The following is a 1523-nucleotide window of genomic DNA, read 5'->3' as shown; positions in this document are numbered from 1 at the left end:
CAAGGACAGTGTCGTGACGCGCGCGCCCATATCGCAGAGCTGCGTCACGATCTGGCGGCCGATCATGCCGGTACCGCCTGTGACGACGACGGAGCGGCCGCTGAACGAGGCGGCGATTTCCGGGGTGATCATTCGCGCAAGACCTTCATGGTTGACCGGGACCGGTGCCCGGCAGCGAGCCCGGCGGCGATGTGAATGGCCTCGCTGTGCCGTGCCGTCAAGTGATGCCATCCGCGGCACAAGTGTCCGAGCGTATCAGGCCACACTCACCCCTGGTTCCCCGCCTGCCGGTTCGCTTGCGTCGTCACGGGTCATTGGTTAGGTAGAAATGCCAATCCGGCTGTCAAATGCCCCAAGGAACCAAAGATGGAACGGCCGCCGCACAACAACGACATACCAAGCGCAGAATCGATCGGCGAACGGCGCCCGGAAGATCAGGTCTATTGGCAGAAGATGCTTGGTATTCTCGATCAATACGATCACGGGCCGCGGCATATCATCAACCTGTGGCCGACCTATGTGCGGCGCCTGCTTCTCCAACGTTTCATCGCCCACTACGAGTTGTTCAAGCACGTCATCGATCTGCCCGGACATGTCGTCGAATTAGGTGTGTTTCGGGGATCGAGCTTCTTCACCTGGGCCAAGCTCATGGAGACGTTTTGCCCCTGCGATCGGCGTCGCCGAGTCTATGGCTTCGACCACTTTAAGGGCTTGCGCAAATTCGATCCGAAGGACGGGGTGTTCGACAAGGGCGACAACAAATATGAGGGCGGGTTCGATGCTACGCATGTCCGGGAAGAGCTTCTTGAGCTCATCAAGTTGCACAATGACGACAACCTGATCCCGGGCTTCCCGCGTTGCCATCTTGTTGAAGGCGACATCGTCGAAACGCTGCCGAAATTCCTGGAGGAGAATCCGGGAATCAGGATCTCTCTCCTGCATTTCGACGTGGACTTGTATCTCCCGACCAAGCGGGCTCTGGAGCTTCTCTATCCGCTCGTCGTGAAGGGTGGCGTGGTCGTATTCGACGAGTATGGTGTGGTGCCATGGCAGGGCGAGTCGACGGCTGTGGATGAATATTTCAAGGAGATCGGAGAACAGCCTGTCATCAGGAAGTTTCCCTTCTCGCCGCAACCGCACGGCTACTTCATCAAGTAGCTGATTTCCTCGGGAACGCCGTATGGACCAGGAAGAATTCGAAGCCCGCGGATGGATCAAGGTGCCCGGATTGGTGTCCGGCTCCGCCATCAACCGGCTGCTCCATGAATTCAAGTCCAATGTCCTGCCATCGACGGAGCCGATGCACCGTCAACCCAACTTCTCGCGAACCAGCGGTGAGGCAGCGCATCCCCACGGCGTCGACGAGCTGAATGCTGTCTCCCCGCATGGCTTTCTGATCAACGGGTTGAAGGATCCTCATAACTGGGAAGCGTCGAATCACCTCTTCGCGTCTCTCATCCTCGACATTCTAAGCGCCCGCAGCGTACGCAACGCCCTGTCCAATGTGCATCCGGCCCCGGATT

General features: G+C 58.5%; 2 protein-coding genes. Both read left to right on the top strand.

Going from position 1 to position 1523, the window contains the following annotated elements; translation table 11 throughout:
* The first annotated feature begins 366 nt into the window (after positions 1 to 366).
* Entirely contained in the window at positions 367 to 1158 is a 792-nt protein-coding gene (locus WCJ41_RS22265) for a TylF/MycF/NovP-related O-methyltransferase (protein ID WP_336908019.1), read from the top strand.
* A gap of 22 nt (positions 1159 to 1180) precedes the next feature.
* The coding region (locus WCJ41_RS22260) for a hypothetical protein (RefSeq protein WP_336908018.1) at positions 1181 to 1523 on the top strand (343 nt) is incomplete at its 3' end.

The sequence above is a fragment of the Aestuariivirga sp. genome, assembly GCF_037139295.1.
In the GTDB taxonomy this organism is placed as follows: domain Bacteria; phylum Pseudomonadota; class Alphaproteobacteria; order Rhizobiales; family Aestuariivirgaceae; genus Aestuariivirga.
Note: the sequence above shows the minus strand (reverse complement) of the source record. Positions and strands in the feature narration are given on the sequence as shown.